Source organism: Pseudoalteromonas sp. Z1A2 (assembly GCF_011378755.1).
In the GTDB taxonomy this organism is placed as follows: Bacteria; Pseudomonadota; Gammaproteobacteria; order Enterobacterales; family Alteromonadaceae; genus Pseudoalteromonas; species Pseudoalteromonas distincta.
In genome coordinates this window covers 15299-32556 of record NZ_WTKX01000025.1, presented here as the reverse complement: position 1 = coordinate 32556, position 17258 = coordinate 15299, and the positions used below count along the sequence as shown (strand labels likewise).

8 protein-coding genes are annotated in these 17258 nt (G+C 39.5%); all 8 read right to left on the bottom strand.

Annotation, left to right across the window (positions count from 1 at the left end):
- Positions 1 to 303: 303 nt before the first annotated feature.
- The 8 genes from GQR47_RS15925 to GQR47_RS15890 all read right to left on the bottom strand — a co-directional run bounded on the left by GQR47_RS15925 (position 304) and on the right by GQR47_RS15890 (position 16647).
- A complete protein-coding gene (locus tag GQR47_RS15925; protein ID WP_165724095.1) occupies positions 304 to 1077 on the bottom strand; it encodes a family 16 glycosylhydrolase in 774 nt (257 codons plus the stop codon).
- Positions 1078 to 1181: 104 nt separating this feature from the next.
- The gene (locus tag GQR47_RS15920; protein ID WP_165724093.1) at positions 1182 to 3866 is read right to left on the bottom strand and encodes a TonB-dependent receptor; all 2685 of its coding nucleotides are present in this window, start codon (positions 3864 to 3866) and stop codon (positions 1182 to 1184) included.
- Between the two features lie 674 nt (positions 3867 to 4540).
- Complete coding sequence (locus GQR47_RS15915) at positions 4541 to 6952, bottom strand: glycoside hydrolase family 15 protein (RefSeq protein WP_165724092.1); 2412 nt, start codon at positions 6950 to 6952, stop codon at positions 4541 to 4543.
- 9 nt (positions 6953 to 6961) lie between these two features.
- Complete coding sequence (locus GQR47_RS15910; protein WP_165724090.1) at positions 6962 to 8467, bottom strand: MFS transporter; 1506 nt, start codon at positions 8465 to 8467, stop codon at positions 6962 to 6964.
- Positions 8460 to 10319 (bottom strand): alpha-amylase family protein, encoded by a 1860-nt coding sequence (locus GQR47_RS15905; protein ID WP_165724089.1) that lies wholly within the window; start codon positions 10317 to 10319, stop codon positions 8460 to 8462. The genes GQR47_RS15910 and GQR47_RS15905 overlap by 8 nt, the downstream gene beginning before the upstream one ends.
- Before the next feature lie 88 nt (positions 10320 to 10407).
- The gene (locus GQR47_RS15900) at positions 10408 to 12258 is read right to left on the bottom strand and encodes a glycoside hydrolase family 13 protein (protein WP_165724087.1); all 1851 of its coding nucleotides are present in this window, start codon (positions 12256 to 12258) and stop codon (positions 10408 to 10410) included.
- Complete coding sequence (locus tag GQR47_RS15895) at positions 12258 to 13754, bottom strand: tryptophan halogenase family protein (RefSeq protein ID WP_165724085.1); 1497 nt, start codon at positions 13752 to 13754, stop codon at positions 12258 to 12260. The genes GQR47_RS15900 and GQR47_RS15895 overlap by 1 nt, the downstream gene beginning before the upstream one ends.
- Before the next feature lie 109 nt (positions 13755 to 13863).
- Positions 13864 to 16647 (bottom strand): TonB-dependent receptor, encoded by a 2784-nt coding sequence (locus tag GQR47_RS15890; RefSeq protein ID WP_165724083.1) that lies wholly within the window; start codon positions 16645 to 16647, stop codon positions 13864 to 13866.
- Positions 16648 to 17258 lie beyond the last annotated feature (611 nt).

The window sequence follows — 17258 nt, the reverse complement described above, 5'->3', positions numbered from 1 at the left end:
TCCTTGCGATTTTATGTACTTAACCTGAACCCTGGTTAAGAGATTTGCTAACATATTGAATCATGGTGATATTTAAATTTATTCTCTCTAACCAGCGATTTTCAGTGAAACAAGGCGAATTTACACGTCAATAGCTTGCCTACTGCAAGTAAATTTAACGCAGTTAGCGCTGAAAATAGCTGCTCAAGATAGGTTTATTATCCAGAGTTCAGGTTAATTAGCCGTAATAAAATAACGAACCACACAACGTTTAATGTAGTGATCAATTAAACAAAGTACTGTAGAACGACAAAGTGAGCTTAATTAGTTAGCCGTGTACTGAATGAAGTCATAGTATGCCCAAGCAGAGCTTTGATAATACTGACCTGGAAAATAATAAGCTTGCTCTGAGTTATCACCATGCCAGTGATTAATCATCAACTTGGTGTTATCAACCGGCCATGCATAAGCAGGAATTTCGTTATTTGTTAAATTGCCATCACCATTGTCTTTATACATAACGCGAATTGTTTGCTCTGTACCTTGGCTATTGTAAATAAACCAGCGTATTTGATTTACACTCCACTCAAATCCTATTTCTACTAACTCATTTTGAATGTTTACTCCAAACTGTGCTAAATCAATATCTTCTTCCCAACTTTGATATACCCCGCCATTTGGCTGATAAATAATATTGGTATGAACAACATTGCCAAGTGAAGGTAAAAATTCAATATCAATTTCTTGCCAAGCCCGTCCTGGCTCATCAAACCATGAGGTATAGGTAAAAATAGATGATACAGTCCCTGGGGTATTCCCTGTTTTTAATACTCCTTGTACTTTGCCATAGGTTATCGTATTTGTACTTTGTAGCTCAGCACATTTGTTGTTATCAACTACCAGTGTTATGCCATGTGAGCTTGGTGAGATTAGACCTGGTTCAAATGTACAGCCAAATGGGCTGCCATTATCGCCTGATCTGGGTGTCCATATTGATGAATCAAAACCCCATGTAAAATTATCTTTAAAACTATTAGCTAGTACATCAGGTACTAACAACGCACTTAGTAAAATGAATACGACTATTATTTTATACATATTTAATGATCTCTATTAAGATTTAAATGCACGTCAAATACTGTAATTACACAACCGCTTAAAGCACAGGACGTACGTTTTAATACTATATTTAACACTATAGGTTAAAAGTTAAACCCTACTTTTGCACCATAGTACCTAGGCATACCAAAACTGCCTTTAGCAAAGCCTTTAGAGGTACTGTTCCAATGCTGAACAGTTTCGTCACTGGCGTTACTAATGAACGCTTCTGCAAACCATTTTTGGCTTTGCGGTTCATATTTTAAAGAGGCATTAAACATTGCAAAGCTATCACGGGAGTCATCTATATAACGCGTGGCTTCATCAGAGATGGCAAACTCCATATCATCGAGGTGTTTATCAACGTTCCAAACTGTTGAATATGATTTATCTTTCCAACTTACATTAAACCAGCTGTGTATAAACCCGTATTCACCAAAATCAAAACTATGCGTGTAACTTAAATTAGCGGTAAATTTAGGCGTCATCGCCAAGTCATTGCCTTTTAAATTAGTTTGTAACAAAGGATTTTCAGGATTGAGTGAGTCCTCATAAGAAATATCAAATAAATACTCAGCATCGTAATCCCACTTTGTAAACCAGTCGTCTGTTACTTGAGCCTCTGTCCAGGTTACATATCCCGTAATTCGACCATTTGGGTATGGCTTCCAATCAAATTCGAGCTCAATTCCTTTAATAGTAGAACCAGGTACATTTTGTGTGTAATACGCTATAACAGGCTGATTTATGTAATCTAATACAGGGTTTCCAGAGACATCCAAAATAGGCCTACCATCATTATCCTCGACAGCAGAAAGACGCTCAACGTTACCAATAGAACCAACAGATGCATACTGCATGTCTGTGTAATCTGTGTAGAAAAATGCAGCTTGTAGATTTAACGAGTTATCAAAAAAGCTCGATTTAGCGCCTATTTCCCATGTTAATACTTCTTCTGGATCAAATTGCGTTTCGAATCGATTTACTTCAGAGGTTCTATCGTTTACTACTTCAAACACATCGCCAATAGCACCGGCTTTAAAGCCGCTTGCTAAATAAGTATAAAGCATTGTATCGGGGCTCAAGTCGTAATCTAAACCCACTCTAAAGTCATGGTGCGTCCAACTGCCTTTGTTGTCATTTTCAAAAAATGATGCGTAAATAGTAGGATCTTCAAAGTAATCTGCTGGCAAGTTATTTAAATCAGTACGATTAAACCAACCCGGCGCGCAGCCATCTGCATTTGAGCAACGATAAGAGCGCCCGCCTTTATCTTTTTTTGTTTCATCACTAAAGCGATATCCCAGTGTGGCGTGCAGTTTGGGGGTTATTTTATACGTAGCTTGTGCAAAAAATGCGAATGCATCGGTTGATCTATCAGGTTGATCCCAAAATACTTTATCGTCCATTGGATTATCGTAATACCCGAGCGTTGTGGTTTTTTCGTGAAAATAGTTAACGCCCGCAATCCAAGTAAGGTCAGTCATATCTGATGATTGTAGTTGCAGCTCTGTAGAGTAAGATTTAGCGCCAGTACCGTCTAAAAAATAAGTTGCACCACCCCAAACATCTAAACCCGCTTCGCTATCTTGCTTTGAGGAGCGCTCCATGTCTTCAAAGCCCACTAACCACACTAAATCAAGATCGTCTGTTAATGCATAATTAAGAGTGTTACGTAAATACGTTATATCTAATTTAAGTTCACCGGGTACATTCACAACCGCTTGATATGTATTATCTGAAGGTAAAAAGTTTGAACAATCGCCACCGTACTCTGTTGGGCGACCTCGTAATTTATCGCAGTTTACCAAATCAACATTATTACCACTGTCGTTAACATATTTTTGAAATACGGTATGGTTGGTGAAATTACCATCTAAAGGCGACCATAACGTACTTACTCTAAATGAATACTCATTAGCACTATTATAAAAATCTGATTTGTCAGCTTCTGTTAACGCGCGAACTTGCTGCGACTCTGGGTTGGTACCAGCTGCATCTATCCACCAATTCTCTCGTTGAGTAAGTGTACTGCCAATGTTTTGATATGAATCTTGTGAAATAACGTCTGTATTTAGTACTGCATCACTTAATCTGCGAGTATCGTATTGGTTAGGATCGTAATAACCTTCCAAATAAGAATCACGTTTTAACCCTTTAGCTGCAATACGGACCGCAAAATCGTCGCTAACTGAAAAGTTATAAAAACCTTCCGCACTGCGTGTATTATATTTGCCCGCTTCTAACGTTACACTACCATAATCATCAGTAAAATCAGGTTTTGCAGAAATAACATTAATGCTACCAACGGTCGAATTTCTGCCAAACAGCGTACCTTGTGGTCCACGTAGTGCTTCAATACGCTCAACATCGTACATTAATGCTAAAGCACCTTGCATTCTTGGTGAATAAATTCCATCTAAATGCACACCAACAGCAGGGTCGCCAAGTTCAGTAATATTGGTAGAGCGCACGCCTCGCATAGATATAACTGGTGCTGATTGATCTGTTGCCGTTGATATATCAAGCCCAGGTACAAGATTTGCTATATCCCTTATATTATTAACACCACTTTGTTTTAATTGTGCCGATGTTAACGCTGTAATTGCGACGGGTGTTTCCATTAACCTTGTTTTACGCTTAGTCGCCGTTACCGAGATAACTTCTAATGCAGTGTCATTTTTTTTAACCTCGTTACTATTGCTTTGATCTGCTAAAGACTCTTGAGCAATACTAGGCAACGAACAAGCAAGTGCGATTGCCAAAGTTATTGTGTTTATTTTTTGCACGGGTATCACCTTTCAATTTGTGTGGGTTGTCAGAGGCATGTAAAACAGCTTTATTTACTACCTGTTAACAGGTTACAAATTAGTTACACCCATTGACTACCCTAATACGGTAAAGCGAAGCACTGGCAATACAACCCGAGTAAATTGCACGTAAATAAAAATTAAGTTGTCATATTTATCGTTATTAAATAACCTGAACTTTGGATAATAACTGCTTGAGATAAATAAGTTTAACTATCATTGTGGTTCAATATGTTCATAAATCTCTTAACCAGAATTCAGGTTAAATAGATATAAATTAACTAGAGCCTATTTATCTTTCGAGGTTAAATTTACAGCAGTATGTCTGATTTTAGGCAAATTGGCGCTTATGGGTCGAGGTTATTCACCATAGGCGATGTAAGTCATTATATTAGCGCAGGAGCCGTTACCAGCTCCATTCGGTTACACACCTTACGCCTCGGTTAAGCCGCATTTAGATAAAACACATTTAAATCCTGAAAGATCAACCAGCCACAATAAAAGTGTTCCGATTGAGGTGAACATACGCTTTATGGATAATCAGATTTGATGAACTAAAAGCAAGGAGGGCAGCTTAACAACTCTTAGGTCACAGATACTAAAAAGCCATGGTTTTAAACCATGGCTTTTAAATTTAAAAATATGAAAAATTACTATTTTAGTGCTTTTTTAACAACTGGGTAGTGATCCCATACTTGTTTATCACTGAGTGAGCGTACAAGCTTAATGTATTCTGCATGTGTCCATGCAAGTGGCGTTGCTGAGTTTGTGCCCTCGCCTAACGCATGACCAGCTTTATTTACACCTACACCATCCCATACTTGCTCTGGTAGCATTAGCCCTTTATTGGCAAATTGCTCCAAACCTTTAACATAACTATTTTTAATTTGCGCTTGTTTAGCATCATCAAAGGCGTTGTTTGCGTTAGCTGCAGCTATTTCATAATGCCCACGTTCACCTGTGAAAAATGGCCAAACACGACCACGTTGGCCTGGTGTATTACTGCCATCCTCTGCGTAATTAGTACCTGTGGTTTCATCTTCGCCGTAGCCATCATTACCATAGCGGCGGTAGCCTGCAAATGTGCCGCTGCCGTCGTCAAAACTAAAGCTGTATTTAACTTGTAGGTTATCTTCAAGCGTTTCGTCATCGTATTCTGGTAGCGTTTTTACAATGCTTGGTGCAAGTGCATCACGTACGCCATAGCGTACTAGCTCTAAGAAGCCGCCATCTAAAATTTTCTTTTTATTAAACCCTTCGCGGCCATTATTAGCGTTAATTTTAGTGTTTGAGTTTGCATCGGTATCTTGGCCTATACGGATAAAGTATTCACCATCACTATTTTCGCCTTTTAAGTTACCTTTAGTGGTAAACATTTGCGATTCAATATCGTTGTTATACTTTTTAGCCGTAGCTAGGTAGCGCTTTGCGTTTTTATCATCACCGCTAAGCGTTGCGATATCGCTTGCGGTAATAAGGCCTGCCACTATTGCTGCAGTTGTAGAAGGCGAATAACCACTTTGCTCTTCCCAGCGCTCTTGTTGTGTTGCCGGTGGTGTAATTTGTGTGTCGTTCCACAAAATTTTAGCAAGTCCCCCCTCGACTAAAAAATCGGCCGCTGGTTTTAACATTTTGCCGTACCAGCTTTTTAGCTCTTCATCGCTAAGTACATTGGCTTTATGTAACTTCCATGCCAGCATAATAGGCATAGCAGTTTGATCAAGCTGTACGCCTACCCATTCTAATTCACCATCGACGTGTGTTTTTTGTAAAAACCAGCCGGTATCGCCTTTATTACCTGGTGTTTTGCTGTTTACTTGCACTTTTTCAAGGTATTCAAACGCTGTTTTTGCTGTGGCAGTATCGCCAAGCGCCATAAATGCCATGGCTACTTGATAAAAATCGCGCACCCATACCGCTTTATAGCCAGTAGAGCCCTCTTTAGCCGAAACCGTTTCGCCCCATGGATTAGATAGAGAAGCAATTAATGCCCCTGCGTGTGTTTTATCTTCTTGTGCCTTTAAAACCATAGCGCTGGTGTATAAAAGCTTACCGTTATCGGCTGTTTGTTCAATCATTTTATTGAGCGGTTTGAGACTTTGTAGGTAATCTTCCCAGCCTAGCGCTTCACCTTTACCGTTATAGTGATCAAGCACCGCTTGGTACCCTTTTGCTAAGCTTTTTTCGCCTTGCTTTATACTTTGCTGCTGCGTTTTACCAAAACTAAGTGCTAAATCAAAGGTGGTGTTAGCGCTTATATCTCCAAGCTCTGCAAGCATGCTTACGTTACCTGAAGTTTCGCCGGTATTTGTGTATTGGGTGTTTAAAGATTGAGTAGTTTTAAGTGCGTTAATGCCGTCACTTTTTCCTGTAAACCCTACCGTTTTTGCTTTAAATGGTGATGTGGATTGAAGTGATAGATAGTTATCATCTTCCCATGCTACAAGCCCTTTCTCTGTTGTTTTAGCAAAGTCACCTAAGCCGTTATTATTAATGTACGGATTAACAGACACATACGCTTTTAACCCTTCAAGCTCAGTGTTAAATACGCTGCGTACAAACAGGGTTTGCCCATCTGGGTCAGTAAAAATGTATTTTTCTAGGCTAAAGCGCCCTTGTTTATCAGTGCTAGTTACTTTGTAGGCAAGCGATAACGGGCGACCTTGTGCATCTTTATGTAAGTAATCAATGGTGACATCTAAATCATCAGCTTCACTAACGGTAAAGTCTTTACCTGTTACTATAAATTGCATGTCTTTTATTTGTGCTTGGTGAATAAGCCCAAACATGATTTCGGTGATCATACCTTTAGCGATTGAAAACCATACTTTAGATACATCCCCCGTTGCAGCTGTATCAGTGTATTGGCCGTTTTGGTATTGCTCGTACGATGTACCAATACCGGTTTTACCCGCGTAAGCCCAAAATGGTTCAGCACCTGGGGCGCCTGGTGCCGATTTAATCTGTGCGCCGGTACTTTCATTGGTTGTGCTTGTGTTTTGAGCGCCACAGGCGGTTAAACCTAACGTTAAAAGTGAGGCGGTTATAAGGTTATATTTTTTCATTGTGTGTCCTTAATTTGAATTTTTAACGCGCATTACCGCAACGGCAGCGACAACGAACGAGGCTGCACCAATTAACAATGCGTAAATAGGCTGATTAGAAAATACGTGGCGTAAAATGAGCCCTAAAATGCTGGCGGCAAGTAACTGAGGTATAACTATAAAAAAATTAAAAATACCCATGTAAACGCCCATTTTATTACTTGGCAGTGCGTTACTTAGCATGGCGTAAGGCAGCGATAAAATAGACGCCCACGCAAACCCCACCCCAATCATAGGAATAAGTAACATTTTAGGGTCTTGAATAAACATAAAGCTTGCAAGACCTAACGCGCCCAGCAATAAATTAAAACAATGCGCGCCTTTTAAGCCCATTTTTTTAACTAAAAACGGAATACACATAGCGGCAATAGCTGCAAAGCCATTGTAGGCGGCAAATAAAATACCCACCCAGTCTGCACCATCGTTAAATGCTTTAGAGGTTGCATCGCTACTACCATAATGAAAGCTTGTTACTGCTGCGGTGGTATAAATCCACATGGCAAATAAAGTAAACCAGCTAAAAAACTGCACCCAGGCAAGCTGCTTCATGGCTTCTGGCATTGTAAATACATCTTGTACTACTTGGTAAAAACCACCTTGAGTTTTGTTAGCACTTTTAAGCGCTGCTGCAATCCACTGCACAATACCAAACGCTAATAAACCACCGGCCAATAGGTATAATTCTTTTTCAAGGGATAAGCCCATTACTAATGCAAGGGTTGCTAAACCTAACACCACAAAAATAATGGCGCCTTTATTAAAATTAATATCAACCAGCTTGCTGGTAGTTGGTTGAGCGCTTTGCTTTTCAAACTCAGCTAATTGCTCTGGGCTGTACTCTTTTGTACGTGCAACGGTCCAAAGCACAGCAACAAGTAGCACCACCCCACCCCAATAAAATGAGTATTTAACAGACTCTGGAATTTGCCCTGGGGCTGCGGTATTACTTACATCAAACCAGTTGGTCATCATCCACGGTAGTGCTGAGGCTAGTACCGCACCAATACCAATAAAAAAGCTTTGTAACCCGTAACCTGTAGCGCGTTGTTTTTCTGGCAGGTTATCGCCTACAAGTGCTCTAAACGGCTCCATGGTTACGTTGATTGACGCATCCATAATCCATAACATACCGGCAGCAATCCAAAGCGTTGGCGAATGCGGCATAATAAATAGTGAAAGCGTTGTTAACACTGCACCTATAAAAAAGAACGGACGACGGCGGCCAAAGCGCCCCCACGTTTTATCGCTCCAGTAACCAATAATAGGCTGTACGATTAAGCCAGTAAGCGGTGCTGCAACCCATAGAATGGGAATATCATCAACTTGTGCGCCTAATGTTTGAAATATTCGGCTCACATTGCCGTTTTGTAGTGCAAAGCCAAATTGAATACCTAAAAAACCAAAGCACATATTCCATATTTGCCAAAAACTCAGGTTTGGTTTGTTGCTGTCATAATTATTATTTTGATTATTCATGATTAGCCTTATTAGTTAATACTGCGCTGCTAAATGCATCAAGTGTGAGTTTAAATGTAGCGCCTTGCGGGTGATCTTTAAGCTGGGTGGTGTGATTTTCAAGTAAATCATTTAATAGCGTATTTTCACTCATTGCACCTAATTGTGCCTTTGATAAATTAACCGTAACTATTTGTGGCTGCTCGCTAAAGTTACTTAACACATGCACACTTTGCTGGCCTAAAGAGCGGGTAAAACCAACAACACGTTCACTTCCTACAAGGTTAAGTGCCGACATTTCTCCGCCTACTACAGCAGGTAAACTATTAAGTGACATAACCGCTTTGTAGTAATCACGAAGTGCTACTTGCTCTTTTGTTAAATTAGCGCCATCAAATTTTCCGTTATTCATCCATGCTTGGTGCGCTGGCACGCCAATGTAGTCAAAAATACTGGTACGTGTGGCTGTGCCAAATCCTGCGTTTTCAGAGCCATCTTCTCCCACATCTTGAGCAAAATATAAAAGCGTTGGCGCGCGACTAATTAGATTAGAAACTACTAAAGCAGGTTTACCCCACTGGGCATTACCTGCAAAGTCTGGACTTGCGATACGTTGTTCATCATGATTTTCTAAAAAGTGCAGCATGTGTGCTTCAATATCAGTAACTTGGCTTTGGGCAGCAAAAATAGTATTAGCAGCTTGCTTACCCTGCATAATGGCTTTTAGTGTGTCATAAAAGCCCACTTTATCGTAAAGGTAGTCCATTTTACCTTGGTGAATATACGCACGGTACATTAGCGGGTTATACACTTCGGCTAATAAAAAGGCGTCGCTTTTTTGCATTTTTATCGACGAATTTAAAAAACTCCAAAATTCTACAGGCACCATTTCGGCCATGTCGTATCTAAAGCCATCAACGCCTTTATCTAACCAAAATAGCGCTATGTCTCTAAATTTGTACCAGCTATTAGGGAGCTCTTTATCTTGCCAAAACTCGTAGTGAGCACGGTAATCCTTGTCTTTATAGTCGTTTGGCAGCTGAGCAAAATCGTAGCTGCCATCAGACTTTACACCGTAATTCACTTTTACAGTTTCGTACCAATCGTTAATGTCGGGTTTTGGTGCACGGGCACCGTTACCTGTCCATTTAGCAGGTGTTTCATCAAAAAAGCCATCAGCAAGTGGGTGAGCTTTTCCACCTAATACGTTATAGGTTGTAGAAGTAGGCACTTGAAATGACTGCCCAGGCACATAGTAAAAATTGTTGTTTTTATCGTACGTTTTACTGGTGTCGTCTTGCGCGCCAAAATCTTCAACCCCTTTAGGCTTTCCTAATGATTGATAATTTCGCGCAACATGGTTAGGCACGATATCAATAATGACTTTCATGCCATGGCTGTGCGTACGCTCAATGAGCTGGCTAAACTCTCCCATACGATTCGTCACGTTAATTGCTAAATCAGGATTTACATCATAATAATCTTTTATTGCATATGGCGAACCTGCTCGTCCTTTTACAACATCAGGATCGTCTTGAGAAATCCCATAATCGCTATAATCGCCTACTAAGGCATGGTGTAATACGCCGGTATACCAAACGTGCGTTGTACCTAGCTCCTTTATACCTTTGAGGGCGGCATCGTTAAAGTCGGCAAATTTACCTACACCATTTTGCTCTTTAGTGCCCCATGGCACATTGGCAGTTTCGGTATTACCAAACAAACGGGTAAATACTTGATATACAACCGGCTTGGTAAGCTCATTTTGTGTGTGTGCGGGTGTTTGCTGTTGTTCAGGTTTGTTATTTTCTGAACACCCTGTAGCAATAAGTGCACTACAAAGTACTGCGGGTACATAAACTAATTTTTTCATTGTGTGTCTTTTTTGTCAGTATTGTTATTACTTTATACTAAAGATTACTGCAGCAACGATACAGTTGCTGCATACGTATTCAGGTAAACTATTGAGAGGTATTTATAATTAATACCGTTGCACTCATTGCCGGTAAAGCAACTGTATTACCCAACACCTGTGTTTTGTGGGTGAATAAGTTAAGTGCTTTGGTATTTTTTGGTATTACTTCCTGCATATACTCAATATTCTTAGTGAGCTCTTTTGTGTTTTTATTCATAAATACCAACACAGTTTGCTCGTCGCTAATACGCGCGTAACTATACACGCCTTGTTGAGGCGTAAAGTGCACAAGTTTTCCTTTATCAAGTGCTGGGCTGCTTTTTCTAAAATTAAGCAAGGTACTAATTGTTTTGTGCATGTCTTTTTGCTGTTTTGTTAGCCCCTCGCCCGTAAAGGCGTTCCGAGTTTGGCCTTTAAATCCACCCGGGAAGTCTATTCTAATATCGCCATGATCTTTACTTGGGGTGTTATCTAATAGCACTTCCGTACCGTAATACATTTGCGCTATACCACGTGTGGTTAAAAATAACGTCATCGCCATTTTTGTTTTGCCTACATCTTGGCCAAGTTCAGTGTAAACGCGGCTCATATCGTGATTATCTGCAAATACCATAATGTTATTGGTATCAGGGTATAAAAAATCATTAGCTAAAGATTCATATACTTTAACCCAACCGGTGTTCCAACTTTCATCTTCATTTAGCGCTTGAATTACCGCCCCTTGCAACGAAAAGTCCATAACGCTTGGTAGGCTTGATGTATATCCATCTTGGTTATGCTTACCACGTTGCCAGTAAGAGGCAATAGCAGGGTTAGAGGTCCACTCTTCTCCTACAATATTAAAATCCGGATACTCTTGCATAATTGCTTTTGTCCAATCGCTCAAAAATGCTTTATCTGAGTAAGAGTAAGTATCAACGCGAATACCACTTAAATCTGCGTATTCAATCCACCAAATCGCATTTTGAGTTAAATATTCGCTCAAGAGTGGTTGGCGCTGGTTTAAATCCGGCATGCTGGCTACAAACCAGCCATCGTTAAACTGGCGTTTATCGTAATCGCTTGCGTGTGGGTCTTGAATTGTTTGGCGGGCATGGCTTGTCGCATTTTTACCATTTTCAAATTCGCCATTAAAGTTGATCCAATCTTTGCTCGGTTTATCCTTCATCCATGTATGCTCTGCACCAAAGTGATTAAGCACCATATCCATTACCAAGCCTATACCCTGCTCTTTGGCCTTTACTGAGAGCGATTTATAAAGTGAATTAGAACCCATGCGTGGGTCTACGTTATAAAAATCAGTAATAGCATAACCGTGATAAGAGTAATCGGGCATGTTGTTTTCAAGCACCGGCGTTAACCACAACTGCGTTACACCTAAATCTTTTAAATATGGCAATGCATTAATAACACCTTGTATATCACCACCGTGTCGCCCTCCTTTAAATGTTGGATTTACTTCCTCCAACATACCGCTCACGGTGTCATTTTGTTTATCGCCATTTACAAAACGGTCAGGATTAATTAAATACACAGTATCTTTACTGCTAAAACCTTCTCGCACAGCACTATTTTTTGTTCTCTCAAGTAAAGAGAAAATGAAATTATTCTTACCATTGCTATTAAATTTTAATGTGCCTGCTTGGGCTGTATCGCTAATGGCTATATGTAAAAATACGTAATTAGGGTTTTCGGTGCGCGTAATATTGGCCAGCTCAACTCCTTGATAAGGTAAAAGCTTAAATTGGGTGTTTGCAATGTTTTGTTCATGCAACATTAGCGTAATTGTATTTTTTTTCATGCCCACCCACCAATTAGCTGGTTCAACGCTAAGAGCATAAGACATGCTTGGTATAGTATATAAACAGAGTAAGAGTATTTGCTGTATAAATCGCATTATGACGCCCTTTTAATACTGGCTAAAAATTCTTTGTGGGTAGGAAGTTTTTCAACTGTCGAATTTACTAATGTTTTTAAACTAATAAACAAATCACTTAACTGCTCGTCCGTAAACGAATTAGCAATAGTGCAATAGTCATCAGATATTAAGCCTTGTCCAATCATCACTTGCTGCCATGCTATTTCGGCAAATAACTCATCGTCTTCGCGCATAACCTTACCTGTTTGTTTAAATAGATTAAGTTTATGGATCAGTGAATCCGGTATATCCATTTGCATGCATTGACGCCAAAATGCGGAGTCTTCGCGCACAGTAAGTTTGTAATGCAGAATAATAAAATCACGAATATGCTCTATTTCAGTCACGCTTTGTTTATTAAACTCGCTTGCTAACGCATCGCTGATACCATGGTGTGGAAATAATTTGATCAGCCGTGTAACTGCGCTTTGAATTAGGTGAATGCTTGTAGATTCCAATGGCTCTAAAAAGCCACTTGATAAACCAACCGCGACTACATTTTTATGCCATTGTTTTACACGTCTACCTGTTTTGAATTTAATAAATCTAGGTTCTGTTATTGGATCTGCCGGTAAGTTATTAAGCAACAACGCCTTTGCGTCTTCATCCGATAAGTAACGACTACAATAAACCAAGCCATTGCCTATTCGGCTTTGTAACGGAATTTGCCACTGCCAACCGGCACTGTGCGCAATTGATTGCGTATAAGGTTTTAATTCATCGTTTGATTTTGTTTGTACTGCGATGGCACTATCGCATGGTAAATAATGAGACCAATCTACAAATCCGGTATTGAGTGTTTTCTCAATAAGCAACGCACGCAACCCTGTGCAATCTATAAATAAATCACCGTTGATTTGCTTATTATCATCGAGTATGAGTGTTTCTACATTACCCGTTGCTAAACATTGTGTAACTTCACTAATTTTGGCATCAATGTGTTTTACACCGCGCGATATTGCCAGCTTTTTTAAATATTCAGCGTAAAGTGTGGCGTCAAAATGATAAGCGTAACTTAGCCCAGGTAATTGGGTATTGGGTATTGTGTTTAAGGGAGCAAATTTATGCTGTTTAGCGGCTTGGTAATTTAACGAAAAATCCCATAAATCGTCTTCGCAACCCGTGATTCGACCTTTTAACCAAAAGTTATAAAAGTCGCAAAACGGGAAGTCTTTTCCAATCGGGCCAAACGCATGCATATAACTGTGCGTTGGTTTTTTCCAGTTTTCGAATTCAATACCGAGTTTAATTGTTGCGTTAGTTTCGTTTATAAACTCTTTTTCGTTAATGCCTAATGCGTTATTAAGTTGGATAATAGGTGGTATGGTTGCTTCTCCAACTCCCACGGTGCCAATAGATGATGACTCTATCAATGTGATATTAATTACTTTACCTAACACTTTATTAAGCAGTGCTGCAGTTATCCAACCTGCGGTACCACCGCCTGCGATCACGACGTGTTTTATTGATTTCATCTTATTATCCACGTTTTATTAAATCAAAGTATGATTAAAAAGTTAGGTAAAGTAGCTATAAAAAAGCCCTTGTAAAACAAATTACAAGGGCTCCTACACACAACCTTTATTATAGCTTGTAGCTAAAGCCTAACAAGTAAGTACGACCGTAATCTTGGTAGTCACGAACTTGTAGCGCGTTATCGCCAGAAAGCGATGTAAACGGCTCTTCTGTTAAGTTTTGAACTTGGAACTGAATTGATAACCCTTCAAGGCTTTCAACACCGCCCTCACTAAAGTCGTAGCCTGCTTGAATATCCCAAATTGTTTCGCCTAGGATATCTACTTGTTCAGTATCAAAGCCTAGCCCGTATACATCACCTTTAAAGGCACTACGTTTACGCATGCTGGTGCGCAGCTGAATACCATTCATTTCGTAGTAAACCGTTAAGCTTTGAATTTTGTCAGACAGACCCGGTAGCTCGTACTCATTACCGTTTTGATCTTCAATGTCTGATTCAATACCGGTATGGCTTGCAATTAAACCAAAGCCTTCAAGTGATGGGTGGAATATTTTAAATGGAAGCGCCAGTGATAGCTCGTAACCGTATAGGTCACCCCCACCGCCATTGATTTTACCACTCCCCGTACCCTCAGATGTAGCAGGAATTTCACCTGTTGATGGGTCAGCAACGCCCGACATATCAATTTCGTATGTGCCGTCAAAAATCCACTGGGTTAAATCTTTATAAAAGAATGCAGCAGAGAAGTAACCTTCATCACTAAAGTAGTTTTCGTATGTTAAATCGTAACCAGTGGCCTCTTTTGGCTCTAAATTAGGGTTACCACCCGATACAGACCAGTAGTTACCATTTTCATCAGGTATTGTGTTGTATGACGCATCAATAGATGAATTCATTTCGTCTAAACGTGCACGAGAAATTGTTTTAGCTGCACCAAAACGCACTGTTTGTTGCTCATCAATCGCAAGTGATAAGTTTAAGCTTGGTAATACGTGTGAATAATCGTGGCTAATATTAGTAGGTGAAGCCACTACAATACCATCTACAGTGCTAAATGCATTACCCTGAGATGATTGGTCGGTATGAACATAACGTACACCCACATTACCTGTAAGTGCTAAGCCGCTAACTTCTGCATTTATATTTGCTTGAACAAATGCAGAAGTGATTTCTTCTTTTACAGTCCACGATTTAGTCGCATGACTTGTATTTGTTAAGCTCTCTGCAAGTAAGTCATAATAACCATCGTTAACTAAGCCATTTACGTCATAAGCAATCATGTCGCCCATGCCAATAAAGCCTAAATCAACACTTCCGTTACGGTGCTGTTCTGGCACGCTAAGCATGCCTGGGTTATCAAGCGAAAAGCTAGATAACGTCATGAAGTAACCTTCTGAATCTTTTGTTTTCTCACGTTCTTTGTAAGACATACCAAATTCAATAGAGCTTATGTACTCGTTTTCTAATACCTTTGAAGCGGCTATTTTTAATGTTGATAATTCATCTTCAATAGTAGGTGCATTTATAAAACCGTCTTGCGCTTGGTTTTCATATTCAGTACCAGTTAAACCGTATTTATCGTTAAGTGCAGAGCTTTCACCCCACGAAAGCGGGCCACCTAACTGAATTAAACCATAATCGCTATAATCTAAATCATGTGAAAAAGTAGCCCCAGTGTTACCACCATTAAATGTGTAACCCAAGTTATCTGCAATACCGCGAGCATCGCCACGGCCAGTGCCTGAATAGCTTTCAACACTCCAGATTTTACGTTCTACTTGTGAATAACTTGCATCAAACTCTACTGACCACGAATCGTCAATATCGTATTTAGTATTAAAACCAAAAGCTGTAAGTTCTGCTTCGCGTTCTTCATAGTCATTACGAACTACAACACGCTGTCCTTGGGTTACTGCGCTTGTTATAAAGCCTGACGCTTCATCAACTACTACACTGTTTGAGTCGATACTACCTTGTCCCCACGCGAATGGAACTTCAATACCGCGTAAGATTTTTTCATCTGTAAAATCTACGTATAGCGCATCAAACGTCATACTTAGATTGTCTGTAGGTGCAGCTTCTAAAACAAGCATTGCCGAGTCACGCTCAAGCGTTGATGAGCGCACGTAAGGTTTAGCACCACCTAAAATTGAATAATCGTTACCATTTTCATTGAATTCTGGATAACCCCACGAGTTCCAACGCTTTTCTTGATTTGGTGAACTCATCGTATTTAAAGCAAATGCAACACCAATGGTATCGTCTGCAAACTGGTCAATGTATGAAACTGTACCTCGGTAACCGTCGTCGTTACCGTCTGGGTTTAATTTATCAAAGCTAGTTTGCTCATACTGTCCATTTACTTGTACAACACGTTCGCCTTTACTTAAAGGACGAACTGTTTGCATGTTAATTACACCTGCAATGCCTTCAGCATCAATACTTGCATTTGGCGTTTTATATACAGTTACACCGCTCATAATTTCTGAGGGGTAAAGGTCAAACTCTACGCCGCGGTTATCACCAATAGAGACTTGTTCACGACCATTAAATGTAGTACCACTTTCGTTTTCACCAAAACCACGAATTGATACTCTACTTGCGCGACCATCTAAGCGTTGCGCTGTTAAGCCAGGTAAACGTGCAATAGACTCAGCAATAGATGAATCAGGTAGCTTACCTATATCTTCTGCTGAAATTGACTCAACGACTTGAGTAGAAAAACGCTTTGTGTTGATTGATTCTACAACACTGCCACGAAAGCCTTTTACTTCGATAACCTCAACGTCATCATTTTTAACTGTATCTTCTTGTGCTGCTACAGAGGCAAAGCTTGCTAATCCTGCAGTAGCCATTGCCAACGTTAATATACTTGGTTTGAACATAGACATGATGTTTTTCCCGTTACCCATATTGTGATACTCGCTTCTTTATTTGAGTGATAGTCAAACAGGCGAGCTAATTTTGTTGTCAGGATGGATATTAACGCCAGTTTTATTTTATTAACAACTTTATGCATACGTATTCAACAGTTATAGCATGACTTCAGATTAATAAAAACCTTGCCAAACAAACATTAAACAATTGATTTTGTTATAAATAAAATTATTTAAAATGATGCAATCAACATTACATGTAAAATCTACTGTATCAAAAACTAAAAGTTAACAGGACGCAATGTAAACAAAGTGAAACTAATTAGTATCGCTATTCAAAATAAGAAATATTAGACGTAATTCAAATGTTTAATTGGTCAGACCATTAAATTCAAACATAAAATATATTTTCTCTTGTATGACAAACCGTTATGTTTAATAAAAGTCAGAAAGTAAGTGAGCACCATAATTGGTAAAAACCCAACACATAAATAAAACACCTTTAAACTAGCTATAAGTACTTATTTTTAATAATTTAATTGCGTTAATTTTAGTGCATACGTATGCAGACTTTTTACAGTGCACAAGGCTTCACGTATGCTTTTTGCAAATAACGTGATTAATCG

Excerpts from the sequence above, each read along its gene's own strand:
- GQR47_RS15905 (WP_165724089.1), bottom strand. The coding sequence starts at position 10,319 with ATGAAAAAATTAGTTTATGTACCCGCAGTACTTTGTAGTGCACTTATT.
- GQR47_RS15910 (WP_165724090.1), bottom strand. The coding sequence starts at position 8,467 with ATGAATAATCAAAATAATAATTATGACAGCAACAAACCAAACCTGAGT.
- GQR47_RS15900 (WP_165724087.1), bottom strand. The coding sequence starts at position 12,258 with ATGCGATTTATACAGCAAATACTCTTACTCTGTTTATATACTATACCA.
- GQR47_RS15915 (WP_165724092.1), bottom strand. The coding sequence starts at position 6,952 with ATGAAAAAATATAACCTTATAACCGCCTCACTTTTAACGTTAGGTTTA.
- GQR47_RS15925 (WP_165724095.1), bottom strand. The coding sequence starts at position 1,077 with ATGTATAAAATAATAGTCGTATTCATTTTACTAAGTGCGTTGTTAGTA.
- GQR47_RS15895 (WP_165724085.1), bottom strand. The coding sequence starts at position 13,754 with ATGAAATCAATAAAACACGTCGTGATCGCAGGCGGTGGTACCGCAGGT.
- GQR47_RS15890 (WP_165724083.1), bottom strand. The coding sequence starts at position 16,647 with ATGTCTATGTTCAAACCAAGTATATTAACGTTGGCAATGGCTACTGCA.